This is a genomic window from Myxococcus vastator (assembly GCF_010894475.1).
Classification (GTDB): Bacteria; Myxococcota; Myxococcia; order Myxococcales; family Myxococcaceae; genus Myxococcus; species Myxococcus vastator.
The window spans coordinates 1-23,551 of sequence record NZ_JAAIYB010000082.1; the positions used below are offsets into that span (position 1 = coordinate 1).

At 69.1% G+C, this 23,551-nt stretch carries 19 protein-coding genes; 12 read left to right on the top strand and 7 right to left on the bottom strand.

The genetic code is table 11. The features are described 5' to 3' along the window. Window positions 1–408: RIO1 family regulatory kinase/ATPase domain-containing protein (locus tag G4D87_RS11000; protein ID WP_338044934.1), on the bottom strand; the 408-nt coding region annotated here is incomplete at its 3' end. Between the two features lie 384 nt (window positions 409–792). Here G4D87_RS11000 and G4D87_RS11005 point away from each other — a divergent pair. The 3 genes from G4D87_RS11005 (at window position 793) to gor (ending at window position 5,828) form a co-directional block, all read left to right on the top strand. Further along, window positions 793–1,401 carry an EF-hand domain-containing protein gene (locus G4D87_RS11005; RefSeq protein ID WP_163781680.1) on the top strand — a complete coding sequence of 203 codons (609 nt, stop codon included), beginning with the start codon at window positions 793–795 and terminating at the stop codon, window positions 1,399–1,401. 42 nt (window positions 1,402–1,443) lie between these two features. Then, on the top strand, window positions 1,444–4,278 hold the full coding sequence (locus G4D87_RS11010) for a response regulator (protein ID WP_163781682.1): 2,835 nt from the start codon (window positions 1,444–1,446) through the stop codon (window positions 4,276–4,278). Between the two features lie 122 nt (window positions 4,279–4,400). Continuing rightward, window positions 4,401–5,828, top strand: a complete 1,428-nt coding sequence (gor, locus tag G4D87_RS11015; RefSeq protein ID WP_163781684.1) for a glutathione-disulfide reductase — start codon at window positions 4,401–4,403, stop codon at window positions 5,826–5,828. Between the two features lie 28 nt (window positions 5,829–5,856). On the opposite strand, the gene G4D87_RS39980 is transcribed toward gor, so the two are convergent. Beyond that, window positions 5,857–7,971, bottom strand: a complete 2,115-nt coding sequence (locus G4D87_RS39980; protein ID WP_275902276.1) for an Imm52 family immunity protein — start codon at window positions 7,969–7,971, stop codon at window positions 5,857–5,859. Between the two features lie 354 nt (window positions 7,972–8,325). Here G4D87_RS39980 and G4D87_RS11030 point away from each other — a divergent pair, with 354 nt between their 5' ends. From G4D87_RS11030 to G4D87_RS11040, 3 genes are all read left to right on the top strand, one after another. Next, the gene (locus tag G4D87_RS11030; protein WP_163781686.1) at window positions 8,326–8,484 is read left to right on the top strand and encodes a hypothetical protein; all 159 of its coding nucleotides are present in this window, start codon (window positions 8,326–8,328) and stop codon (window positions 8,482–8,484) included. Window positions 8,485–8,568: 84 nt separating this feature from the next. After that, complete coding sequence (locus G4D87_RS11035; protein ID WP_163781687.1) at window positions 8,569–9,864, top strand: DNA polymerase beta superfamily protein; 1,296 nt, start codon at window positions 8,569–8,571, stop codon at window positions 9,862–9,864. Continuing rightward, window positions 9,861–10,658, top strand: coding sequence for a nucleotidyltransferase domain-containing protein (locus tag G4D87_RS11040; RefSeq protein ID WP_163781689.1), 798 nt, complete (start codon window positions 9,861–9,863; stop codon window positions 10,656–10,658). Before G4D87_RS11035 ends, G4D87_RS11040 begins: the two co-directional genes overlap by 4 nt. On the opposite strand, the gene G4D87_RS11045 is transcribed toward G4D87_RS11040, so the two are convergent. Further along, window positions 10,653–10,886: a DUF504 domain-containing protein gene (locus G4D87_RS11045; protein ID WP_176415999.1), complete on the bottom strand. Its 234-nt coding sequence runs from the start codon at window positions 10,884–10,886 to the stop codon at window positions 10,653–10,655. The two genes, G4D87_RS11040 and G4D87_RS11045, sit on opposite strands and share 6 nt — an antisense overlap. A 107-nt stretch (window positions 10,887–10,993) precedes the next feature. After that, window positions 10,994–12,352 (bottom strand): BamA/TamA family outer membrane protein, encoded by a 1,359-nt coding sequence (locus G4D87_RS11050; protein ID WP_240358186.1) that lies wholly within the window; start codon window positions 12,350–12,352, stop codon window positions 10,994–10,996. Between the two features lie 129 nt (window positions 12,353–12,481). Here G4D87_RS11050 and G4D87_RS11055 point away from each other — a divergent pair, with 129 nt between their 5' ends. Both G4D87_RS11055 and coaA read left to right on the top strand, forming a co-directional pair. Then, the gene (locus G4D87_RS11055; RefSeq protein WP_205507530.1) at window positions 12,482–13,213 is read left to right on the top strand and encodes a M90 family metallopeptidase; all 732 of its coding nucleotides are present in this window, start codon (window positions 12,482–12,484) and stop codon (window positions 13,211–13,213) included. A 69-nt stretch (window positions 13,214–13,282) separates the two neighbouring features. Next, window positions 13,283–14,236: a type I pantothenate kinase gene (gene coaA, locus G4D87_RS11060; RefSeq protein ID WP_163781697.1), complete on the top strand. Its 954-nt coding sequence runs from the start codon at window positions 13,283–13,285 to the stop codon at window positions 14,234–14,236. Window positions 14,237–14,243: 7 nt separating this feature from the next. Here the strand turns inward: coaA and G4D87_RS11065 are convergent, their stop codons facing one another. The 3 genes from G4D87_RS11065 to G4D87_RS11075 form a co-directional block, all read right to left on the bottom strand. Then, window positions 14,244–15,635, bottom strand: coding sequence for an aldehyde dehydrogenase family protein (locus G4D87_RS11065; RefSeq protein WP_163781699.1), 1,392 nt, complete (start codon window positions 15,633–15,635; stop codon window positions 14,244–14,246). Between the two features lie 134 nt (window positions 15,636–15,769). Then, a complete protein-coding gene (locus G4D87_RS11070) occupies window positions 15,770–17,344 on the bottom strand; it encodes a DUF1570 domain-containing protein (RefSeq protein ID WP_163781701.1) in 1,575 nt (524 codons plus the stop codon). Between the two features lie 100 nt (window positions 17,345–17,444). Next, on the bottom strand, window positions 17,445–17,918 hold the full coding sequence (locus G4D87_RS11075; RefSeq protein WP_205507531.1) for a GNAT family N-acetyltransferase: 474 nt from the start codon (window positions 17,916–17,918) through the stop codon (window positions 17,445–17,447). Window positions 17,919–18,011: 93 nt separating this feature from the next. Here G4D87_RS11075 and G4D87_RS11080 point away from each other — a divergent pair, with 93 nt between their 5' ends. From G4D87_RS11080 to G4D87_RS11100, 4 genes are all read left to right on the top strand, one after another. Continuing rightward, window positions 18,012–19,082, top strand: a complete 1,071-nt coding sequence (locus tag G4D87_RS11080; RefSeq protein WP_240358190.1) for an AbrB family transcriptional regulator — start codon at window positions 18,012–18,014, stop codon at window positions 19,080–19,082. A 128-nt stretch (window positions 19,083–19,210) separates the two neighbouring features. Beyond that, the gene (locus G4D87_RS11085) at window positions 19,211–20,074 is read left to right on the top strand and encodes an NAD-dependent protein deacetylase (protein WP_163781707.1); all 864 of its coding nucleotides are present in this window, start codon (window positions 19,211–19,213) and stop codon (window positions 20,072–20,074) included. Window positions 20,075–20,325: 251 nt separating this feature from the next. Next, window positions 20,326–20,619: a PPC domain-containing protein gene (locus G4D87_RS11090; RefSeq protein ID WP_240358187.1), complete on the top strand. Its 294-nt coding sequence runs from the start codon at window positions 20,326–20,328 to the stop codon at window positions 20,617–20,619. 1,567 nt (window positions 20,620–22,186) lie between these two features. Then, on the top strand, window positions 22,187–23,551 hold a 1,365-nt coding region (locus G4D87_RS11100; protein ID WP_205507532.1), incomplete at its 3' end, for a hypothetical protein.

Consider the following 23,551-nt stretch of genomic DNA (forward strand, 5'->3'; position numbering starts at 1 on the left):
GGCCTCCACCATGCGCGGGGCGGGGTGGCCCTCTGGATCCAGCACCACCTCCATGAGGAGGATGCCCTCGTAGAACAGCACCGGCGTGGGCACGCGCACACCCTGGGCGTGCAGCTTGTAGAGCGAGTCAGCCTCCGCGCTCTTCCAGGCGTCCTCGGCGGCGTTCTGGCCGAAGCGGCTGCCCTTCTCCATGGCGCGGCGCGTGCGCGAGTTGCGCACCTCACGGCCTTCCCGGTAGCCCACGTTGTTGCGGAAGTTGCGCTCGTGGCGCTCCTTGTACAGCTTGGCCGCGACCACCTGGCCGGCATGCTGGACCAGCCATACCTCGGCCTCCTTGCCCGTCTTCAACTGGCCGATGATGGCTTCGATGATGCCATCGGCCAGGAGGGTCTCTAGCGAGTCATTCATTCCGACGCGGGGTTCCAGTGGGGGCCGGGCAGGATTGGCGGCGTAGTCGCAAGCGTGCGGGCGGCCCTGTTCGCGGCGCACGGCAGTATGTGAACATCTCGTGGGCCCTTCTTGCTACCAACACGGTGCGGCAAGCAGCCAAGAAGGCTGGCGGAAGGTCCGCTAGCAGTTTGCCTCCTGGGGTTCCAGGGTAGCCAGGGCTTTGAATGCGCCGGGTGGGTCATCTTGGACCATGCCCTGGGCCTGATTCCAGGCCATCCCCACCGTCCGCGTTCGCCAGGGGACGGAGTCCGCACGTCGTGGCGGGTGGGTTGGGGCGCGTGCTGATGCTTGGACCCGAACGCGGGAGCGCTACGATGCGCGCCGTCCAGGGAGGGGTTCATCATGGCGACGAAGTCCCGCAAGACGGCTGTTGCGAAGAAGTCATCCCGGCGTAGCGCGACGGTGAAGAAGGCCACGCCGAAGAAGGCCGCCGGCAAGTCGCGCGGCGCGAAAAAGACCACCGCGAAGAAGACGACGGCGAAGAAGGCCACCGCGAAGAAGGTGGCGGCGAAGAAGCGCACCGTGAAGAAGGCGGCGGCGAAGAAGAGCCCCGCGAAGAAGGCACCCGCGAAGAAGGCCACCGCGAAGAAGACCTCCGCGCGCAAGGTGGCGACGCGGCGGACGTCCGCGTCTCGGCGTGAGCGGCCCGCGACAGGGTCTCCCTTCGTCGAGCAGGTGGAGACGACGTCCGCGGGGTTCCAGCCCCTGGCGCCCGTCCACGCCGCGGTGGACGAGTTCACCAGCTCCGGCAACGAGGTGCTCGACATCTTCCAGCGGTATGACCGCGACCGGACCGGCACCATCGACCGTGCCGAGTTCGCGCGCTTGCTGGAGGCGCTGGGGCAGAACATCTCCGACGAGGAGCTGGAAATCGCCGTCGACATCGTCGACACGGACCGCACCGGGAAGATTTCCTGGAACGAGTTCAAGGCCTGGTGGAACAGCCGCTGACGGCGCGTCGCAACACCGTCCTGGTCCGCGAGCGCGTCTGGCATGATGCGCTCCGAGCGGGCCTTCATTCGCGTGGCAGGGGCAAGGGTGGCTGACCTGGCGTCAAGCGCACATGCAGCGGTTTTCGAGCACTCGCGGGATGGGGTGCTCGTGCTGGATGCTGGGCAGCGCATCGTGGAGGTCAACCGCGCCGCGGAGCGCATCTTCGGGCCGCGTGCTGGACTCGTGGGGCAGCCGGTGGGGCTGCTCCTGCCTGGCTGGCGTCCTCCAGAGCCCCGCGCTCCCGCCGATGCCGCCCTGCGCGAGACGGAGCTGGCTGGACAGCGTCCAGGCGGCGCCGGCCCCGCGCACTACCTGCGGGTGGTGACGCTGCCGCTGGCCGGAGAAGGCGACGGGGGCTGGGTCCTGCAGCTCCATGACATGACGGCCCGCCTGGAGGTGGAGGCCTCGCTCCGGCAGCAGAAGGAGTTCTTCGAGGCGGTGGTCATCAACAGCCCGGTGGCCATCATCACCATCACCCGTCAGTTCCGCGTGCTGTCGTGGAACCCCGAGGCCACGCGCCTGTTCGGGTACTCGCCAGCCGAAGCGCTCGGCAAGCACATCTTCGAGCTGGTGGCCACCGAGCCCACCGTCCTCCCGGAAGCGGAGCAGGCGTCGCGGGAGGTCGTGCAGCGCGGGCGGCTGCGCTCCGTCACCCGGCGGGTCCGCAAGGATGGCAGCGTGGTGGACGTGGAGCTTCGGGCCCTGCCGGTGTCGGTGGGCGGACGGCAGCTCGGCTTCATCGCCATCTACCACGACATCACCGACCTCGAACGGGCGCGCAAGGCGGCGGAGGCGGCCAACCAGGCCAAGAGCCTGTTCCTGGCCACCATGAGCCACGAAATCCGCACGCCGATGAACGCCATCATCGGCATGACGGGCCTGCTCCTGGACCGGGCGCTGACGGAGGAGCAGCGCGACTTCGTCGCCACCATCCGGCAGAGCAGCGAGGCGCTGCTGACGTTGCTCAATGACGTGCTGGACTTCTCCAAGATTGAAGCCGGCCGCTTCGAGGCGGAGCTGCGCCCCTTCGACCTGCGCCAGTGCGTGGAGTCCGTCCTGGACCTGATGGCCGTGCGCGCCAGCGAGAAGGGGCTGGACCTGGGGTGTGACCTCGCGCCGCGGCTGCCGCAGATGCTGGTGGGGGATGCGTCGCGCCTCCGCCAGGTGCTGCTCAACCTGGTGGGCAACGCGCTCAAGTTCACCGAGCACGGCGGCGCGGTGGTGAGCGTGGAGGGCGCGGCCCTGGGCGGCGCGGAGGGCGCGGCGGACTGGGAGCTGACCTTCAGCGTGCAGGACACCGGCCCCGGCATCCCCGAGGACCGGCGCACGGGGCTGTTCCAACCGTTCAACCAACTGGATGCCTCCGTGTCGCGGCGCTTCGGTGGCACGGGGCTGGGGCTGGCCATCTCCAAGCGGCTGGTGGAGGCCATGGGCGGCACCCTCTGGGTGGAGAGCGAGGGCGTGCCCGGACAAGGCACCACCTTCCGCTTCACCCTGCGCGTCCAGGCGGCGCCACAGGCCTACGCGGTGCCGCCGCGCCAGGAGCAGGGGCTGCTCCAGGGCCGGCGCGTGCTCATCGTGGACGACAACGCCCTGTTCCGGCGGTTGCTGGGCCGGCAGCTCCAGTCGTGGGGCCTGGTGCCCGTGGAGTCCGCGTCGGGGCTGGAGGCGCTCGCCCAACTGGAGGCGGGGGCTTCGTTCGACGCGGTGCTCATCGACCACCACATGCCGGGGCTGGATGGCACCACGCTGGCCGAGCGCATCCGGCAGCGCGAGGAGACGCGGGCCCTCCCCCTGGTGCTGGTGTCGACGCCGGGCCGACGGGGCAATCCTCCCGAGGGCCTGTTCGCGGGCGTGTTGTCGCGTCCGCTGAAGGACTCGCAGCTCTACGACGCGCTGGTGTCGTGCTTCTCGCAGCACCTTCCCCAGCTCCCGGAGCCCCGGCAGGCGCGGCCCTCGCGCGCGGGGCCCTTTCCAGGGGAGCGGCCGGGGGACACCGTGCCGCTGGACATCCTCCTGGTGGAGGACAACGCCACCAACCAGAAGCTGGCGCTGCTCGTGCTGGAGCGGCTCGGCTACCGCGCGGACGTGGCGCTCAACGGACGTCAGGCGCTGCAGGCGTTGTCCCAGAAGCGCTACGACGCGGTCCTCATGGACCTGCAGATGCCGGAGATGGACGGCCTGGAGGCCACGCGCCGCATCCGCCAGGAGCTGCCGCCCAAGGCGCAGCCCTGGGTCATCGCCATGACGGCCAACGCCATGGACTCCGACCGGGAGCAGTGCTTCTCGGCGGGCATGGACGACTTCCTGGGCAAGCCCATCCGCGTGGAGGCGCTGACGGCGGCGCTGCTGCGCTGCCAGCCCCGGCGTTCGGACGTGGCGCCGGAGCGGCGGGTCGCGAGCGCCACGGTCGCGTTGACGCCGCTGCAAACGGTCCTGGAGGTCCTGCCGGACGCGGCGCGCATCCCGGGCCTGGAGTCCGCCGCGCTCGCCCGGCTGTGGGCGGAGCTGGGGGCGCAGGCGGCGCAGATTCTCCCCGAGCTCATCGACACCGCGCTGCACAGCATGCCGGCGCTCCTGGAGGACGCGTACTCGGCCCTGGTGCGTGGACACGCGGACGACCTGGGCCGGGCGGCGCACACCCTCAAGTCGAACGCGGCCTGGTTTGGCGCCAGCGCGCTGGAGGCGCAGGCCCGCGACATCGAATTGCAGGCGGACGCCGGCCGGCTGGAGGACATGCCCGAGCGGCTCGAGCGGTGCCAGACGGAGCTGGAGGTGACGCGGCTGTTGTTGGGCCGCCTGCGTGACAGCGTCCTGGCCCTGTCCGGCGCCTGACACGGGCGGGTGGGGCGGCCCGGATTGCGCGGCGGAGGCGCACGTCGGCGGTGCGCGACGCCCCCTCCGAGCGCTATCTCTTGAGGTTCATTCGCGAATGCCACCGAGGAGATGCAAAGCGCATGGCTCGATACGACTTCGACCTTTTCACCATTGGCGGCGGCTCTGGCGGGGTGGCGGCCAGCCGCAGGGCCGGGGCTCACGGGGCCCGGGTGGCGGTGTGTGAGGACCGCGACGTGGGCGGCACGTGTGTCCACCGCGGCTGCGTGCCCAAGAAGCTCCTGGTGTATGGCGCGCACTTCCGGGAGGAGTTCGAGGACGCGGAGGGCTACGGCTGGACGGTCCAGGCGCCGCAGTTCAACTGGAGCAAGCTGCTGGCCGCGAAGGACAAGGAGTTGGGCCGGCTGCGCGGCGTGTATGCGCGCTTGCTGCGCGACTCGGGGGTGACGCTGCTGGAGGGGCGCGGGCGCGTGGTGGACCCGCACACGGTGGAGGTGGCCGGCAAGCTGTACACGGCCGAGCGCATCCTGATTGCCACGGGCTCGCGGCCCTACCTCCCGCCCGACATCACCGGCATCGAGCACGCCGTCACCTCCGATGAGGCGCTGTCCTTTCCGGAGCTGCCCAAGCGGCTGGCCGTCATCGGGGCCGGGTACATCGGCGTGGAGCTGGCGGGCGTCTTCCACGGGCTGGGCTCCCAGGTGACGATGTTGATTCGCGGCGCCAGCGTGCTGGGCGGGTTCGATGAAGACGTGCGCTCCTTCCTCACGGAGGAGATGCGGAAGAAGGGCATCGAGCTGATGACGGACACCTTCATCCGGGACATCGAGAAGCGCGCCGAGGGCGGGGTGAGCCTGCTGACGGGCGGAGGGGAGACGGTGGAGGCGGACGCGGTGCTGTTCGCCACCGGGCGCGTTCCCAACTCGGGGGGACTGGGGCTGGAGGAAGTGGGCGTGGTGCTGGACGCGCGCGGCGCTGTGGTGGTGGACGCGTGGTCCCGCACCTCGGTGGAGAGCATCTACGCGGTGGGCGACATCACCGACCGCATCAACCTCACGCCGGTGGCCATCGCGGAGGGGCGCGCCCTGGCGGAGACGCTCTTCAACGACAACCCGACGCAGATGGACCACACCGACGTGCCGTCGGCCGTCTTCAGCCAGCCGCCCGTGGCCTCCGTGGGACTGACGGAGGTGGAGGCGCGGGAGCGCCACGGAAAGCTGGACGTCTACGTCACCAGCTTCCGCCCCATGAAGCACACCCTGAGCGGGCGCAACGAGCGCACCATGATGAAGGTGGTGGTGGAGCGCGAGTCCAACCGCGTGCTCGGCTGTCACATGGTGGGGACGGACGCACCGGAGATCATCCAGGGGCTGGCGGTGGCGGTGAAATGTGGCGTCACCAAGAAGCAGCTCGACGCCACCGTGGGCATCCACCCCACCGCGGCCGAGGAGTTCGTCACGCTGCGAGACAAGCGGCCGGACCCCGACGAGCGCATGGCGGCGGAGCTGGGTCATGACGCGGGGGCGCCTCCGAAGGGGACGCGCGGGTGAGGCGAACGGCTCGAAAACCCCAGGCGAATCAGCGAGGGATGACGGGCTCCAACACGCCTGACCTCGCCAGCAGCTCCCCCACGCGCTTTCCCCTTTCGACATGCTCGATGTTCTTCGCGGTCAGCCGCTCTGGAGTCAGGACGATGACGGTTCCCCGGTCCTCGACCGGCTCGATACGGACGGGAGCTGGCAATGGGGGCACTGTTCCCCGGCGGCGCGACAGGTACGTGACCCAACCCACGAACCCGCCAGCCCGGGGCGTTTCGGTCATCAACGCACGGTGCTCCCATGATGTGGCCACGGCCCAATCAGGGTCCCATGCCTGCGCCATGCCGCGGAGCACGCCCGCCAGCACCGGGGTGGTGATGAGCCGCTCCGCTTCCGCCCCGCCGCTCGGTAGCGTCATCACGCAGGAGTTGGGGGTGGCGCCACCATGGTCACCACAGGTGATGCGCAGATCCACGTCTTCCCCTCTAGCGCCTCCATTGCCGAACCAGAACGTGAAGCCGAGCTGCTCAATGGCCGGCCCGCCTTTCTCGCGGTTGACGCCGCGCCGAAAAGACTCAGTGAGCGTGGCCAGGTCCGGCGGCATCAAGGGGTACTTCCGAGCGTCCTTGCGTGAGCGCGCGGGCTTGTACCATTGGGCCAGGAGTGGATCACATGCGGCCAGGGCCATGAGCAACTCCGCGGTGCGACGCGCGCAGTCCTCGGGGGACTCCTTGCGCGGCCCCCAGTAGGCACCCACGTAGTATTCTTCTGCTTCAGGTTGTTCAGCCACGATGTCCTCCTCTCCCTGTGCTGGGGTGTGGACAACCTTGATGCCTTCAATGTCGGCTCCGTCCAAGAGCCGGCGGATTGGATTGACTGCAGCCGCTTCGGCCACATGCCACTCAATCCGTATACCTGTCCCCTGGACCGTCTGCGTCTGCCGCCGAGCTTGCTCTACGAGGTCCACAGCCCCCGAGTGGCGGAACCATTCCTTGGGCTTCAGTCCCTCGAAGAACCTCGCGTAGCCAGGCCCCTTCGCCTCCAGTAGCACTCCATCCTTGAAGCCGTCGAACTTCACGCCTCCGGCTTGCGTGCTCGTGCCACCGACCCAATACGCTTCATCTGCCGGATGCCCGGTGATCTGCTCCTGATAGCGCCGGGCACGGGTGGACATCGACTCCTTTGCTGGCCCCCACTGACCTGGTCCCTGGGAAGGTGCTCCTCCCTTCGAGGCCGTGTTCGCCCGCTGGAGGATGATGGCCGCCCCGGGCCCGCCGCTCAGTGCAGCCGCCGCGCGCCCTGCTGGCACTGAGACACGCTCCAGTGCCAGTGCGCCCTTCGCCGACAGCGAGAGCACTGGCACCGAGACTTCCGCGCCTACCGCCATCCCCTTCAACGTCCGCGTCGTGGCCGAGGCAGCTCCCCTGGTGATGAGCATGCCCGTTGTGAGCCGCGACACTTCGCGGATCTGCTCGCCACGGGTCATGGACTGAAAGCGCTCCCAGTACATGGGCGAGGACGCGATGAGCGCCACCACGCCCGCTGGCAGGTGGCTCAGCTCCGCGAGACTGTCCACGGGACGCGTGAGCAACTGGCCCAGCGCGTGGTACAGCTCCACAAACGCGTCCTCCGCTCCATCCAGGGTGCGGCTGATGACGTCCGCGTCGTCGTACACCTCGGCCAGGGGCCGCCAATCCGAAACCTGGAGCTGCGCGTCCACGGTCCGGAAGACACCGCCCTTGCCGCTGAAGAAGCGCCCCAGCTCGAAGCCATGCGCTCGGAAGGCGCCGTGCTTCCACTCGACCGTTGCCACTCTCTGCTGGGTTCGCCCGGTGAGGGCCCACGCCAGATAGCCGTCGGGTCGCAGCACCGCGATCTGCTCCCGGGCGAAGCGCTCCACCCGTCGCACCAGCTCCTGCCGCGTGACTTCGCCTCCCTCCATCACCTCGCGCAGGATGAAGCCTGCGGCCATGCGAGGCGGGAAGGTCCTCAATGTGACGGGCTTGCCCAGAAGCACTTCCATCAGCCGCGCGGCTTGCGTGGGCGTCAGCGCGCCTCCCAGGGGACGTTCGTCCCGAGCCGCCAGCCCCGCGGTTGTCAGCAACTGCTCCCAGGCGTTCGGTTGCACGTCATCGGGACGGATGTTGCCTGCCATGGCCACCGCGCGAACGGGGCTTGCCGCCGTCACCACTCCGCGCACTGCCTTGCGGCGGTACAGGGGCGGCGCTTCCTCGCGAGGCGTGACACTCGGAACCGGGGCGGATGCACGCGGCGCCTCGTCGTTCGACGCCCGCGATCCAGGGGCGTCCGTGGCCGTGCGGGACGTGTGGCTCAGCGTCCTTCCGGGCCCGGCAGGTAGCGAAACGCAGCCGGTGAAGAGGAGGGCCACGCACCCGAGCAGGACGTTGTTGGAGCGCAGTGTCCGCCCCTTGGCCCACCGAGGCGAAGGCTCCCGGCCGTGAGCCTGCCGCGATTCCGTGACACCCGAGAGGTATGGAAGGAGCACGGAATGTCCTCGCCCGGGGAGAAGTCGATGAAGCCCCGCAGGGCGCTCAATGCGTTCCCGGCGGACTTCAAGGCCGAGATGGTGGAACTGATGCTGGAGGAGGGCAAGGCCAACCTCCAGGAGCGCCGAGGCCCCCCGATGTGCGCATGGCGGTGGAGGTGAGGCATGATTCGCCGGCGTCCACCTGGCGCTGAGGCCCGGGCAGGTCAGGGCGGCTTTTGCATCGCTTCGAGAGGTGACGACCCCATGAGTGATTCATCGACGGAGTCCTCCTCCCCAGGCGGCGCGCGCATCCGGGGCCTGGAGCAGGTGGATCGGCTGTCGGTGCCGCTGCCCCACGGCACCGAGGTGACGACGCGCGTGGAGCGCCTGGCCTCCGGAGGCCGCCGCATCCCGCAGGGCGTGGTGGGCCGCGTGGTCCGCGCGCATGACGGCGGCTTCGACGTGCAGATTGTCGGCGTGGGGGAGGTGTGGTTCGCGAGGGATGAGCTGGTGCCCCGGCGCCCGGGGCAGGTGCAGTTCGCCCAGCGCCGCGAGGCGGCCTGGAGCGCGCTGACGCCGTGTGTGGTGCTGGAGACGCGCGTGGGCAGCCATGCCTGGGGGCTGGCCGACGAGCGCTCGGACGTGGATGTGCGCGGCGTGTTCGCCTTGCCGCTCCCCTGGCGATTTGGACTGGTCGAAGCGCCCCGGGACCTGGTGAGCGCGGATGGCAGCACCACGTACTGGGAGGTCCACAAGGCGGTGGAGCAGGCGCTCCGCGCGGACCCGAACACGCTGGAGACGCTCTTCGTGCCGGGCGCGAAGGCGTTGGACCCGGTGGGCGCGTGGCTCCTGGAGGAGCGCGACGCCTTCGTGTCCAAGGCCCTGTTCGGCAGCTTCGGGCGCTACGCCATGAGCCAGCTCGACAAGCTCACGCGCAGCCAGCGGCTGGCGGAACATCGGGACCTGCTGCTCGAATGGCTGTGCGAGGAGCCCGCGCCGGACCTGGACGAGGTGGCGCGCCGTCTGTCGGCCGTTTCGCCTCGCGAGGCGCCGTCGGCGCAGGATGCGCTGCTGGCGGCGAAGACGTACGTGAAGCAGCTCTATCGCTCGCTCTGGGACCAGGGGCTGCTGGCGGCCAACGACTTCAAGGCGCTCACCGCCTATGCGCGCAGCGGCGGCCAGCGGCCTCCCTCCGCGCGCGAGCTGCGCCCGAAGAACGCCTACAACCTGCTGCGCCTGGTGGCCACGGCGACAGGGTGGCTGCGCGAGGGGGCGCCCGTCTTCGAGGCCACCGGCGCACTGAAGGCGAGGCTGCTCGACATCAAGGCGGGCCGCGTGCCGCTGGAGGACGTGCTGCGGGACGCGGAGGCAATGGCGCCGGACCTGGAGGCAGCGCACCGGGAGAGCCGTCTGCCGGAGCATCCGGACTACGAACGCGCGGACCGGTTGCTGCGGCGCGTGGGCGAGGAGTTGGCGCGGCGCTGGGTGCTGAAGGAGCCCGGGCCGCTGGGACGTGACGCGCCGGAGGCCCCGGCCATGGCGTGGAGGGATTCGGAATGAAGGGCACCCTGACGGAACATCAACGGGCCATGGCGGACCGCGTGCTGGACGAGGAGTCCCGGCACCGCGCGCATCTGGTCGTCTCCCTGTCCGGAGCGCACGCCTACGGCTTCCCCTCGCCGGACAGCGACCTGGACCTGAAGTCCATCCACGTCGCGCGGACCGCGGCGCTGCTGACGCTGCAGCCCGTACACGTCCCCACGGAGCGGCTGGAGGTGCTGGAAGGCGTGGAGGTGGACTACTCGTCCAACGAGCTGCTGCCGGTGCTCCAGGGCATCCTGCAAGGCAATGGGAACTACCTGGAGCGGGTGCTGGGGGCCATCCCCCTGCGCGTGTCTCCGGAGCTGGAGTCGCTGCGTCCGCTGGTGCGCGCGGTGCTGTCGCGCAAGCTGCACCGCCACTACAACGGCTTTGCCCAGGGACAGCTGCGCGAGTGGGAGAAGAGCGGCTTCCGTTCAGCGAAGAGGCTGCTCTACGTGCTGCGCACCACGCTGACGGGGACCCATGCGCTGCGGACCGGCGAGGTGGAGACGGACGTCACGGAGTTGCTGTCGCGGTACGGCTTCGCCGAGGCCCATGCCCTGGTGGAGCAGAAGCTGCGCGGGGAGAAGAGCGAGCTCCCGGAGGCCCTGAGCGAGCGGTGGCGCGGCGAGGTGTCGCGCGCGTTCGAGGTGCTCGAAGCCGCGCGGGCGGACTCGGTGCTTCCCGAGTCACCGCCCGCGGAGGCCGTGGTCGCGCTGGAGGCGTGGATGCTGGAGCTGCGGCGGAGGAACTTCGAGGAACACGCGCTATAGCAAGTCCAAGCGCTGCTCGCGGTCCCAGACCACCTGGTGGCCGCGCTTGAAGTACCAGACGCGGTGCCAGGGAATCTCGCCGTCCGGGACGAAGGCCGCGAACGGCATCTCCTCGCGCGTCTCACCATGGGCGTCGTAGCCGATGGTGAACTCGCGGGGGTCGAACCGCGGGTCCCACTGGATGCGGTGGTAGACCTCGCGGCTGGTCGTGAAGCGTTCATCGGACATGGCGGGCTCGCGTGAAGCGGGGAGGGGAGACGCGCCTGCCCTCATGACATGGTGGCATGGCGCGCCGCACCCGACGCCCCACCGAGGGGCCGCCTGACGTGTCGTCCCTAGGACGGACTCACGCCCGCCACCAGATAGAAGCGGAACTCGCCCGAGTTGACGCTGTAGGCCGCGTCCACGCCCACCAGCGGCAGCACGATGTTGCGCAGGTACAGCCGCAGGCCGGCGCCCACGCCCTGGGCCACCGTGGCGTTCCCCAGCCCGCCCGCCGCGTCCGGCAGGTAGCTGCGCACCACGCGCCCGTTGACGTCCCGCAACTCCCGGTCCCCGGGCAGCTTGCGCCACATCATCATCCCCGTGTCGGAGAAGGCGACGCCGCGGAAGGACAGCGGGTTCACCGTGAAGAGGGGGAAGTGATACTCGGCGGTGAATGACAGGCGCGTGTCACCCCGGAACTGGCGGTAGACGAAGCCACGCAGGGAATTGCCGCCCATGACGAGCTCTTGATGGAACGGCAGGTCCACGCCGGCCACGGCCTCGCCGCGCAGCACCAGGTTGTGTTCACCCACCAGCCGCAGGCCATGGCGGTACAGCAGGCCGAAGCGCTCGTAGCGGAAGTCACTGCCGACGCCGGGAGTGGAGCGCTCATAGGAGGCCTCCAGGTTGAGGCCCTCCATCACCGCGTGCAGGTTCTGCCGCGTGTCGATGCCCACCATCAGCCGCAGGGACGCGTCCTGCTGCGACGGGCCCAGGGAGAAGGCGGGCGTCGTCACCTCCTCGGTGGCGTCGGGGGACTTCGCGTCGATGGACATCAGCCGGTACTTGGCCGCCGCGCGCACGCGCTCGAACAGGAGGAAGCCCAGCTCTCCGGCAATGGACGCGGAGTTCATCCGCGTGCGTCGCACCACCTCCGGGCGCCGCTGGCCGGAGCCGGGCAGGTACTCGTCCACCCGGTCGCTGCGAAGCTGGCCTTCCAGGCTGAAGCGGAGCTGGGGCAGCCCGAAGAGGTTCGGGTCCAGGAAGCCCGCGAAGAGGCCGCTCTCCGCCGTGCTCACCTGGGCCGCGGTCGCGAACTTCTTGCTGCGGCCCCAGAGGTTGTTCTCCGCGTACAGCACGCCGCCGCCGACGTTGTCGGATTGCAGCACGAAGGTGGGCGCCACCACCCAGGACGCCTTGTCCTCCACCTCCAGAATCAGCCGCACCCGGCCGGGCCCGGACGGCTCGTAGCTGACCTTCACCTCCTGGAAGAGGCCCGTGGCGACCAGCCGCCGCTCGACCTTGGCCAGGTCCTCGAGCGCGAGCGGGTCTCCTTCCCCCACGCGCGCGTAGGCGCGCACCGTGTCCGGCTGGGTCTTCTCCGGGCCGCGGACCACCACTTCCTCGACGACCGGGTCTGACTCCGTGATTTGCGCCGGTGCCTGGGGCGCCAGGAGGCTCAGCCCCAGCGCCGCGCATCGAACCCACACGCGTCTGCTCATTGCTCGTTGCACGTCCGTGAAAGGGGCTGCCGGCCAGCGCCCGCGAGGCGCAATCTACCTCCAGTTTCGTCCCGGGAGGTGCTCCTCGCGCCATGCCCGTCTGCTATGCCAGGGCGCATGCTCTCCTTCATCCGCCAGTTCCGGCGCCGGCGCCTGCTTCGCCGCCCCTTTCCGGAGGTCTGGCTGGGCTACCTCGACGCGCGCGTGCCCTTCTTCCGCACCCTCTCCCCGGAGCTGCGGCAGCCCTTCCTGGACAAGCTCAAGGTGTTCGCGTGGGAGAAGGAGTTCATCGGCGCCGGCGGCCTGGAGGTCACCGACGAGGTGCGCGTGGTGATCTCCGCCACCGCGGTGCAGCTCGTGGTGCACCTGGGCCTGTCGTATTACGACCGGCTGCGGGAGGTCATCATCTATCCCGCCGCCTTCCGCATCCCGGACCGCACGGGCGGGGTGCTGGGCGAGGCGAAGAACTGGGGCTCCGTCATCCTCTCGTGGGAGTCGGTGCTCGCGGGGCTGCGCAACCCGGACGACGGCCACGACACCGCCACGCATGAGTTCGCCCACGTGTTGGACCGGGCCGACGGCGCCTTCGACGGTACGCCCAACCTGCGCGCGTATTCGCATTACCGGGCCTGGAGCGTGGTGATGAGCGAGCACTTCCACAAGCTTCAGAAGGGCCAGCGGCGGGAACGGCAGGTCCTGGATGACTATGGCGGGCTCAACGAGGCCGAGTTCTTCGCGGTGGCCACCGAGTCGTTTTTCGAGAAACCCCGGCAAATGCGGGAGAAGACGCCGGAGCTCTACGAGGAGCTGAAGCGCTTCTACGGGTGGGATCCCGCGGCTGGCGCCTGAACGTCCGAGCGCGAACGTCCCGGCTGTGCTACGCGGCGGCCTGGATGTTCATCTCCTGGAGTGGAATCCATGGGCTCAGCCACCAGTCCGTCCGCATCCATGTTCATCGACCTGGAACGGGAGTCCTGGCGTGCGCTGCGTGCCGCCACGCCGCTGCCGCTGGAGTCCGCGGAGATTGATGGACTGCGAGGCCTGGGAGAGCACCTCGACCTGGACGAGGTGGTGGACGTCTACCTGCCCTTGTCCCGGTTGCTGAACCTGCAGGTGGCCGCGGCGCAGCGGCTGTGGGCGGAGCAGCAAGCCTTTTTGGGGGGCTCGGCGCGGAAGGTGCCGTACATCATCGCCATCGCCGGGAGCGTGGCGGTGGGCAAGAGCACGACGGCTCGCATCCTCCAGGCGCTGCTGAAGCGGTGGCCGGACCACCCGCGCGTGGAGCTGGTGACGACGGACGGGTTCCTCTTCCCCAACGGGGTCCTCACCGAGCGCGACTTGATGAAGCGCAAGGGCTTCCCGGAGAGCTATGACCGGCGCGGCCTGGTGCGCTTCCTGGCGGAGCTGAAGGCCGGACGCGCGGAGGTGGCGGCGCCGGTGTATTCGCACCTCGTCTACGACGTGGTGCCCGGTGAGGCGCAGGTGGTCCGCCAGCCCGACATCCTCATCCTGGAAGGGCTCAACGTCCTCCAGGCCGGGGCCCAGGAGGGGAAGCAGATGCCGGCGACGTTCCTCTCCGACTTCTTCGACTTCTCCATCTACGTGGACGCGCACGAGCACGACATCCGCCGCTGGTACGTGGACAGGTTCCTCAAGCTCCAGCAGACGGCGTTCCGCGACGAGCGCAGCTACTTCCGCCGCTTCTCCGAGCTGAACCACGAGCAGGCGATTGCGCTCGCCGAGTCGGTGTGGGGCGAAATCAACGGGCCCAACCTGGCCCAGAACATCGCGCCCACCCGCTCGCGCGCGCGCCTCATCCTCCTCAAGGGCCCCGACCACAAGGTGAAGCGGGTGCGGCTGCGCAAGCTGTAGCCGCGCTTCAGAAGCGCAGGCGGTAGTGGAGCGCCTTGGGCCGCGTCAGGGCGTCGAAGCCCAGCGCGCTCAGCGTCACGCCGCGTCCGGAGTCCTTCACGCCGCTCCAGGGCAGCGCGGGGTCCAGCGCGTCACAGCGGTTCATGTAGACGGTGCCCGCTTCCAGTTGCCGCGCCAGCCGGTCCGCGCGCTCCCGGTCGGACGTCCACACGCTCGCGGTGAGGCCCAGCCGCGAGGCGTTCATCAACGCCAGGGCCTCTTCGTCCGAGTCCACCGGCGCGATGGGCAGCAGCGGCCCGAAGGACTCTTCACGCATCAGCCGCGCCTGGGGGCTCACGTCGCGGAGCAGGGTGGGCTCGAAGAACCGGCCCCGTCCCCCCACCTGCGTCGCGCGGCCACCGGTGACGAGCCGCGCGCCCAGGCTCATGGCGTCCTGGACGAAGGCCTGCAGCTCGGCGGGGTGCCAGGGCTGGGCGATGGGGCCCATCGTCGTCTGCTCGGACTCCGGATCGCCCAGCACGTAGGCGCGGACCAGGGGCTCCGCGGCGGCGACGAAGCGCTCGTACAGCGAGCGGTGCACGTAGACCCGCTCCACGGCGCAGCAGCTCTGCCCCGCGTTGTACATGGCGCCGTCGACGATGTTCTCCACCGCCTGGTCGAAGTCGCAGTCCGGCGCGACGTAGGCAGGGTCGTTGCCTCCCAGCTCCAGGCCGATGTGCAGGAAGCGCTCGCGCGCGGCCGCCTGCATCTTGTGGCCGCCGAGCACCGAGCCGGTGAACAGCACGTGGTCCACGCGCGCGTCACCAACGAGCTGCTCCGTCCCCGGGTAGTCCAGGAAGATGGCCTGCACCGCGCCATCGGGCGCGCCTGCTTCGGCGAAGGCGCGCGCGAAGTGGCCACCGCACAGGGGCGTGCGCGGCGAGTGCTTCACGATGACCGCGTTTCCCGCGAGCACGGCGGGCGCGATGGCATTCACCGCGGTGAGGAGCGGGTAGTTCCACGCGGGCAGGTCCAACACCACGCCCAGCGGCTCCTTCGCGACTCTCCGCTCGAAGCCGTCCTTGGGCGGCAGGACGAGGTCCGCGAGGGACTCCTCGGCGATGGCGGCCATGTGGCGCAGGCGTCCCGCCATGCCGCCCACCTCGCCCCGGGCCTGGGACAAGGGCTTGCCCATCTGCCGGGTGATGTCCCGTGCGATGGCTTCGGTGTTCTTCTCCATCGCCTCGCACGCGCGCAGCACCCGCTTCACGCGCTCCGCCACGCCCATGGCGCGCAGCGCGCGCGACGCGGCGCGGGCCCGCTCCAGCACGCTGTCCAGCTTCGCGGGCGACGTGGGCTCGACCGAAGCGGCGACGTCGCCGGTGAAGGGATTGTCGACGAGGTGGGTGCTCTGGCTCATGGCCTCGCAGGAAAGCCATGGACGCGCATTGCGTCATGGGCCCGCGAAGTCGCCGGCCGCCCGGGCCGCCCCGGCGCGTGCGGTACGTGACAGATGGTGTCCGGGAAGTGTTGTCGTCCCATCGCCCGCCGGCTTCAGGCGTCGGGTGGGGACGCCACGCAGAGGGTGCCATCCTCGAGCCCGGCGATGCGCTGGCGGAGCAGTTGCTCCAGCTCCGGCGAGCCTTCTTCCTCGATGAACTCCAGGGCCCGATGTTCCGCCTGCCGCGCCTCTTCGCACGCGCCGCTGCCGGCCAGGGCCATGGCCAGCGTGTCCAGGGCGTTGGGGCTCCAAGGCGCGAGCGACACCGCCCAGCGCGCCAGCGGCAGGGCCTCCGCGTGGCGGCCCTGGGTGACGAACAGCCACGCCAGCTCTCGCGCCGCATTGGCGTTGCGCGGGTCCAGCCGCAAGGCCTCGCGATAGGCGGCCTCGCGCTCCTCTGTCGCGGTGGGCTCATTCCGCAGCGCCGCGCCCAGCAGTTCCCAGGCCTCGCTCTCGTGCGGGTGGGCCTCCACGGCGCTCCGGCCAATGGCCACGTGTTCGTGCGCGGGCGCTGCGCGCAGCTTCACCGACAGCGCCAGGAGCCCCGTGGGATTCAGCCGGAGCGCCTCGTCGAGCTCGTCCTTCGCCACCTTCCGGCGGTTGGTGATGAAGGGCTCCCGGTGGGCCAGGTGCGCCCCCAGGGCGGCCAGCTTCGAGCGGACGGCATGGACCTGGGCATCGTCGAGGGGTTCCTCGATGAACGCTGTCCCCACGGGCGGCACGGAGACGGTTCGCTGCACGAAGCGGCGGTTGCGCAGGTATTCGTAGAGCACGCTGTCGAGGGAGGGGGACGTCAGCTCGGGCAGCGTCCGCGCGAGTGCCTGCTCGGGAGCAACTCCCTGGTTGAGCAACGCCAGGTATTCGGCGAAGGGTTGGGGCCGCTCATTCAGCAGCCAATGCACCAGCAGCCAGCTCCCCGCGTAGTTCGCGCCGACTTCCTTGTCCTGCTCGCGCGCCTCCAGGGTTCGGTCCCACTGGAGGACCCGCTGAATTGTCCAACCTCGTGCCAATCCCCTCCTGACGCCGTCGAGCCAGGACGTCATGAGCGCGATGGCCGTCCAGTGCGGCACGCCGACGACCGCCGTCTGTCCATCCCGGGAAAGGCGCAGCGTCTCCAGGTATTCGGCCAGGCCTTCGGACAACCAGCGAGGCTGACGGGAGAGCGGATAGGCGCTCAGGTAGTGGGCCAGTTCGTGGTTCAGCGGGGATGAGGACGCCAGGGACATGCCGGAGAAGGTCCGCTCCCACCTGTCGGGCCGTCCCGACAGGACGATGAGCGCCTCGTTGTCGGAGCGGAAGAAGAAGGCGCGCACGCGGCGTGGGTAGAGGCCTTCGAACTCGCGCGGATTCTGAAGCACGTAGACGTCCAGCTTCGTCATCTGCTGGCCCAGGGCCTGCGGCCACATCGACGTGAGGATGGCTGCCCGGGTCCGCTCCAAGGTCCGCATGGCCTCGCGTGCCTCTTCGGCGGCGAGGTCCGTGTGCAGCGTGTAGTGGTCGCTGTCCAGGCGCAGCCAGGGCCGGCCGCCTTCGCCCGGACACGTGGTGAAGCGCGGGCCCACGACGCACGCGAGCTGGGTGGTGGAGAGCAGGGCGAGCAGTGCCCCCATCGCGAGGCCGTGGCGCAAGTCGGGTCGTCTCCTCGGCCGGGGCGCGGTCCCCGGCGCACGGCCAGTGTAACGTCGGCCCACCCGGGACATAGCGGCGAGCGTCGGCCGTGGCCCGGCGTCAGCGCGTCCCGCGAGCGGGGCGCACCATGTCGATGTGGGGGATGCCGTCCTCGTCGTAGACGTCGCCCTGCGTCTGGAAGCCGAAGCCTTCGTAGAAGCGCTGGAGGTAGTGCTGGGCCCCGATGTGGATGGCGGCCTGTGGGTACAGGCTGTCCAGCCGGGCAATGCCACGCGCCACCAGCTCGCGCCCCAGCCCCTGGGCCCGTGCGCGGGGCGATGTCACCACGCGGCCCAGGCTGCTCTCCTGGGTGTACTTCACACCAGGAGGCAGCACCCTCAAGTACGCGGCGAGCAGCCGGGCTCCCCGCGACTCCGTCTGGAGCAGCAGGTGCTCCGAGCTCCGGTCGAACCCGTCCACGTCCTGGTAGATGGAGCGCTGCTCCACCACGAAGACCTCCTGTCGCAGGGCGAGCACGTCGTACAGCTCGTCGAGGGACAGCGCCTGGAAGGACTTCCATTGCCAGCTTCGCATGAGGAGGGCGTCTAGCACGGGTAAGCGTGTGAGGCCTTCCTCGGTGGACACCCGCCGCGTGTCCCATCCTTCATTGCTACGTTCGGCGCCGTGATGACGAGGGACGCCGCGCCTGCAAGCCGCTCACGCCGCGTGGTGGCCGTCACCGTGGCGACGCTGCTCGCCGCCGGACTCGCGGAGCTTGCCCGCCTGCCCGCCGGGGCGCTGCTGGGGGCGATGGTGGTGTCGATTGCCGCGTCGCTGACGCTGTCCTTGCACGTCCCGGTGTCGCGCGGAGGGCTGCTGGTGGCGCAGTCGGTGCTGGGGGGCGCGCTGTGTTCGTCCTTCTCGCCAGAGGCCTGGCGCGCGCTCGCGGACAACTGGGCCGTGTCACTGGGCGCCGTGGTGGGCGTGGTGGCCGTGGCGCAGGGCGTGGCGTGGGTGTGTGCGAGGCTGGGCCACCTGGACCCGCGCACCGCCACCTTGGGGCTGATGCCGGGGGGCGCGTCCGCGATGGTGGCGCTGAGCGACGAGCTGGGCGCGGACGCGCGGCTGGTGACGCTCTTCCAGTACATGCGCCTGTGCGTCGTGATTCTCGTGGCCGTGGCCGTGGGGCGGTGGGCGGGGGATATGCCGGACGTGGCGGTGGCCCGCGCGGCGGACCTGCCTGGCTCGCCGCCCCCGCTGTGGGCCTGGCTGACGACGGCGGCCGTGTCCGCCGTGGGCAGTGCCCTGGGGCTGCGCTTGAAGCTGCCGGCGGGTGCCTTCCTGGGGCCCGTGTTGCTGGGCATCCCCCTCACGGCGCTGGGCCTGCCGGTGGGCGCGTGGCCGCCGGGCGTCCTCCTGTTGGGCTTGTGGGTGCTGGGCGTGCGCGTGGGCAGCCAGTTCGATGCCTCGGCGGTGCAGGAGCTGAAGCGCGTCGCCCACGTCGCGCTGGCGGCCTCGGTGGCGATGGTGGCGGGGTGCCTGCTGCTCGCGTGGGGCTGGTCCGCCGCCACGGGCGTGGACCTGCTCACCACCTACTTCGCGACGTCTCCAGGCGGCGCCGACTCCGTGCTGGCCATCGCGCTGGGCACGCGTGCCACGTTGTCCGTCGTGCTGGCGGTCCAGGTGGGACGGCTGCTCTTGATTTTCCTCGTCGCGCCGACGTTCCTGCGCAGGCTGTCCCCCGCCCAGGACACCTGAGCACCCCGCGGGCCAGGCTGGCAGGCGTGCTCGCCCGAGCGAGCAGGGGCAGGTGTGTGCCCGGGAAGGACCAGGCGAGGGCGGACACCCGGCGCGGCCAGGGACGGGCGGTTAAGATGTAGGCCGCGATGACTGCCCCGCACGATGCCCTGCCTGTCCCCAGCCTCGCTCCGAGCATGGAGGCGCTGGTCTCATTGCTCACGCGCCGCAGCACGGTGGTGCTCACCGGGGCGGGGTGCAGCACCGAGTCAGGCATCCCCGACTACCGGGGGCCCGGGACGCGGGCGCGGGCGCGCAACCCCATCCAGCATCGCGAGTTCCTCACACGCCCCGAGGTCCGGGCGCGCTACTGGGCGCGAAGCCTGATGGGCTGGCCGCGCTTCTCCTCGGCCCGGCCCAACGCGGCGCACGCGGCGCTGGCGGAGCTGGAGCAGGCGGGCCACGTCCGAGGCCTCATCACCCAGAACGTGGACCGGCTGCACCACGCCGCGGGCAGCTCGCGGGTGATTGAGCTGCACGGCGCGCTGGCCCAGGTCCGCTGTCTGGCGTGCGGCGCGCAGGAGGCGCGCGACGCGTTGCAGGCGCGGCTGCTGTCGCTCAACCCCGACTTCTCCCACGAGGTGCAGGCGCTGCGTCTGGACGGTGACGCGGACCTGACCTCCGAGCAGCTGTCGTCCTTCCAGGTCCCGGCGTGCCTGAGGTGTGGTGGCGCGCTCAAGCCGGACGTCGTCTTCTTCGGCGACAACGTGCCGGTTCCCACCGTGGCGTCGGCGTTCGCCCTCTTGGAGGAGGGCGACGCGCTGCTGGTGGTGGGCTCTTCGCTGGCCATCTTCTCCGGCTACCGCTTCCTGGTGCGCGCGTCCGAGCGCCGCATGCCCATCGCAATCCTCAACCTGGGGGAGTGCCGGGGCGTGGAGCTCGCGGACGTGCACCTGGAGGCGCGAGCAGGGGATGCGCTCCCCCGGCTCGCGGCGGCGCTGGCGCGGCGCTGACGCGCGGGGGCGTGAGGCAGCCTCCGCCAGCAAGGTCTGCTCAGCCCGCATGCTTGGAATGCGTTGACCCCCCAAGCGCTGTCACGGAGGCGCGACGTGTCTGTGACAGGCTGTCACGGGGCCCTTTGACAGAAGTGTTGCGCGTTGCGCGGTGCGTCGCGTGTTGTCGGGTGGGGCACGTTCACCGGCGGCAATACCAATCCGAATCCGCAGACGGGGGATTGCACCACCTCCACGCGTTGAGCAACGGCGTGACGCGGACCGGGGTGAGCGCGGCGGATGACTGCTGGAGCTGCACCTACACGTTGACGGTCCCGGCGGGCAAGACGAGCCGGATGTTCCATACGTCAGGCGGAACGGGTGATGCGGAATTGTTCGTGAAGTACGGCGCGGCGCCGACGGCGACCTCGGCTGACTGCCGGAGCGAAGGGGCTGGCAACTACGAGGTCTGCAACATCACCAACATCCGGGCCGGCACGTACTACGTGAGGCTGTATGGCTTCACCGCGGCTTCGTCGGTCAGTCTGACCGGCACATACCAGTAGGGCAGGGCGGCTCCTAGGAGCGAAGGCTCCCAGGAGCGTGGAATGGTGCGCGGCGCTGGACGGCTCAGGCGGCGTCCGGCGCGTCGTATCGCCGCGAAGCATTGAAGATCTTCTGGCCACTGTGGAGTTGCCCCCGTCAAATCGGACAGCTCAGGGGTGAGAGTTAGCAGTACGGACTCGCGCCCGCGGCGCATCAGTACATCCGGCGCTAGCCTATCTGTCTCATTCCACGTCACTCCCGGTTCCTTCATGTCGCCACTTCTGTTTTGTCAAATATACAGTTTCGGCAGACTTCATCCGGGACGAGGACGAGGCGTACGTGAAAGGACTCCCCGGGGCCAGGCGATTCTGGAGCACCTGGGTTCGCCCACGGCGTGTGCGATGTTGGCCCTGGCACGAGGGCCAGGCCAGGCTGTGGGGTGTTGAGGCTCAAGAGGTGCCGCGAGGTCCACGCTCCTACTACGCACCTGATGGGAGCGCGGTCTGGGCATGCGTGTGCCTCAAGGGGACTACGCGGGCTGTCCACGGACGGGCGCATTACGCGGGACGTCCCGTCAGCAGCCCTCCTCGGCCCCTCTGACCTCACCCTCACAACAGGGCTTTCATCCATCTTGTGCGCCAGGCGGACACGGGCGGGAACGGCAGCCGCGACGTTGCCGAACTGCCTCGCAGTTCCGACAGGTTGGCAAGATTCTCGCATTGACAGTCTAGTTGGGTCTCCTGTATCTACCTGTGCTCCTGCCTGCCACATCTTGGCTTAGCACCCACGTCAGGAAGCGCGCGGAAGGAACCCGCACTCAGTCATGCAAAACAAAATACCAGCAGTTGTCGCGGTTGGCGTCGGTCTTATTCTTGGATTTGCAACGGTGGCGGCAGCCCAGGATGTGGCGAGTGGCTTTCGCTACGATGCTGCGGGGAATCTGATCGAAGTCATTGACACCACGAGAGACAACAACAATTGCGGTGTCCCCGACGCGGTCTGTCAGGCATCCACATCGTGCTGCGGAGGTAGCTGTCGCACGGCAGCCTTCTACGCTTCCGACGTCAACAACTGCGGCGCCTGCGAGAACGCCTGCAGCCGGCCAGCGAATGGCTGGGCTGCCTGCGTCAATGGCACCTGTACGACCGGCGAATGCGACGCTCCATACCAGACCTGCAACAACCAATGTGTCAACACCAGCACCGACGCCAATCACTGTGGCGGCTGCGGAGCTGTGTGCCCCACCCTCGCGAATGGCCGGGCGGGCTGCGAGAACGGATTCTGCCGAACGATCTGCAACGCTGGATACACGTATTGCAACGGCGCGTGCCGTCCGAACTCGGATTTCATGAGTGACAGCAACAACTGCGGCAGCTGTGGCAACGTCTGTCCGAATGTGGGTGGTGGATTGACTTGGTGCGAGAGTGGCGGTTGCGTAGTCGAGTGTAGACCCCGCTACGTATGGAATGGGACCACCTGCGTCTACGATCCGTGGAGCGACCCAATCTAGGAAATGCATACGGCACGGGCCTCGGTGCCTGCAGCGTGGTGCAGGCAAATAACCTTTCAATAAAACACAACATTTCCATGAAACATACCCTTCTTCTGATTGCGCTGGTGGCGGGATTCCTGCCCGGTGCGGCTCGGGCGGCGCCTGACAAAGCAAAGGTCGGCACGGATTGGCGCAGTGGCGGCGTCGTCGACACGGGCGGTGGCTACGAGGCCTACAGCGGCATGCCCCGCCGCCATGTAGTCGATTTCGAAGTACCCGGCTCTGTGGGAAAATACCCGCTACGCTGCGCCCGAAGCTTGGTCATTCGGCAGTTCACTGCTGAAGACGATACTACAATCATCCCGCTCACGCCGAAAGTGAGCTGGATGTTCGAGCACTTCTACTCGGCCACCTTGCGGTTGAATGGCGGGATCGATGTTCGCTATCCGAACGGCACGTCGACTGTGTTCCGGAGGCGGGACGCTGCGGCGACCTACTTCACGCCGCCGGCTGGTCAGGATCGGCTCGTCGTCGTCGGCGGCAAGCCGGTCACCCTGCGCCTGTCGGACGGCGGCACGGTCCACTTCACCGAGCTGCAAACCGAATCCGTCATTCCGGGAGAGAATCCGGAACCCTTCACAGCCTACGTGTCGACGCGCATTGTCGATCCCCATGGCGTGGCGCTCACGATCGAGCCCTATAAGCATCACGGGCCTCGGCGCGTTACCGACGCCTCCGGCCGGTGGTTGGAATTCACCTGGTCGGGAAGTGGCGTCTCCAAGGTCAGGTCAAGCGCGGGACAGGAAGTCGGCTACACACTCTCCCCCCAAGTCTACTGGGAGGAGCCCGTCATCACCCGGGCGCAATACCAGGACCATTCGTTCGCGACGTACAAGTACGGGACCAGACCCGAAACCTATTTCAACCTCCCGCTCGAGCTGAATGACACCCGCAGCAGCGCCCGCATCCAGCGGACCCAGTATACCTACAGAGAATCGCGACGAACCATTGGCCTCGTGGTCCACACGGAGAGCACACTCGAAGGTGGCGTGATTTCCACCTACCTTGAGGAAGGCGGTCTTTCAGCCGCTGAGATTCGCGCGGACGGCTCCAAGCGGACGTGGCTCTACGATGCGTGGGTTCCGCCCGGCGCACCGCCCGGATTTCATTACGACGGAACACTGCAGGCGGAGACGGATAGCTCCGGGCGGACGTATGGTTACGCGTACGGCCTCGCGGGGGCAATCAACTACGTCCGCAACCCTGGCGGTCACGGCACGACGCTGTCGCAGGAACCCGTCCTCGGACGGGTGACGCGCGTGACGCACCCCGACGGTGCCTACTCTACCGTCGAATACTCCGATTTGCATAATCCATACTTAATCTCCGCCGAAACGGACGAGCGGGGTAAGACGACTCGTTATGACCGGTTTGAGAACGGAGCCTTCAAGCCCATCGTG

Coding starts and splice junctions, on each gene's coding strand:
- G4D87_RS11045 (WP_176415999.1), bottom strand. CDS start 10,886: ATGTCCGATGAACGCTTCACGACCAGCCGCGAGGTCTACCACCGCATC.
- G4D87_RS11005 (WP_163781680.1), top strand. CDS start 793: ATGGCGACGAAGTCCCGCAAGACGGCTGTTGCGAAGAAGTCATCCCGG.
- G4D87_RS11030 (WP_163781686.1), top strand. CDS start 8,326: ATGTCCTCGCCCGGGGAGAAGTCGATGAAGCCCCGCAGGGCGCTCAAT.
- G4D87_RS11080 (WP_240358190.1), top strand. CDS start 18,012: ATGACGAGGGACGCCGCGCCTGCAAGCCGCTCACGCCGCGTGGTGGCC.
- G4D87_RS11040 (WP_163781689.1), top strand. CDS start 9,861: ATGAAGGGCACCCTGACGGAACATCAACGGGCCATGGCGGACCGCGTG.
- G4D87_RS11010 (WP_163781682.1), top strand. CDS start 1,444: ATGATGCGCTCCGAGCGGGCCTTCATTCGCGTGGCAGGGGCAAGGGTG.
- G4D87_RS11085 (WP_163781707.1), top strand. CDS start 19,211: ATGACTGCCCCGCACGATGCCCTGCCTGTCCCCAGCCTCGCTCCGAGC.
- gor (WP_163781684.1), top strand. CDS start 4,401: ATGGCTCGATACGACTTCGACCTTTTCACCATTGGCGGCGGCTCTGGC.
- G4D87_RS11035 (WP_163781687.1), top strand. CDS start 8,569: ATGAGTGATTCATCGACGGAGTCCTCCTCCCCAGGCGGCGCGCGCATC.
- G4D87_RS11075 (WP_205507531.1), bottom strand. CDS start 17,918: ATGCGAAGCTGGCAATGGAAGTCCTTCCAGGCGCTGTCCCTCGACGAG.
- coaA (WP_163781697.1), top strand. CDS start 13,283: ATGGGCTCAGCCACCAGTCCGTCCGCATCCATGTTCATCGACCTGGAA.
- G4D87_RS11065 (WP_163781699.1), bottom strand. CDS start 15,635: ATGAGCCAGAGCACCCACCTCGTCGACAATCCCTTCACCGGCGACGTC.
- G4D87_RS11055 (WP_205507530.1), top strand. CDS start 12,482: ATGCTCTCCTTCATCCGCCAGTTCCGGCGCCGGCGCCTGCTTCGCCGC.
- G4D87_RS39980 (WP_275902276.1), bottom strand. CDS start 7,971: ATGGCAGGCAACATCCGTCCCGATGACGTGCAACCGAACGCCTGGGAG.